At 68.7% G+C, this 201-nt stretch carries 1 protein-coding gene; it reads left to right on the forward strand.

Annotated elements, in window-relative coordinates:
• Nucleotides 1-201: hypothetical protein (locus ADK60_RS47060; RefSeq protein WP_234371329.1), on the forward strand; the 201-nt coding region annotated here is incomplete at both ends.

The raw sequence follows: 201 nt of genomic DNA on the forward strand, positions 1-201 counted from the left end.
TGCGGTTTCGACACGACGACGTTGCCGGTCGACGGCACCTACACCGTTGCCCTGCGGACCTCCGGTGGTGTCGCCGGCTCGCTCACCGCGAAGGCGTGGGCTGTGTCTGCGGATCTTTCGGTGGCTGTCGCGCCGGGTGATGCGCCGTCGACGCTTGCGACGACGGTGCCGGGGCAGAACGGTGTGTGGACGTTCGTGGGT

The sequence above is a fragment of the Streptomyces sp. XY431 genome (genome assembly GCF_001279805.1).
Classification (GTDB): Bacteria; Actinomycetota; Actinomycetes; order Streptomycetales; family Streptomycetaceae; genus Kitasatospora; species Kitasatospora purpeofusca.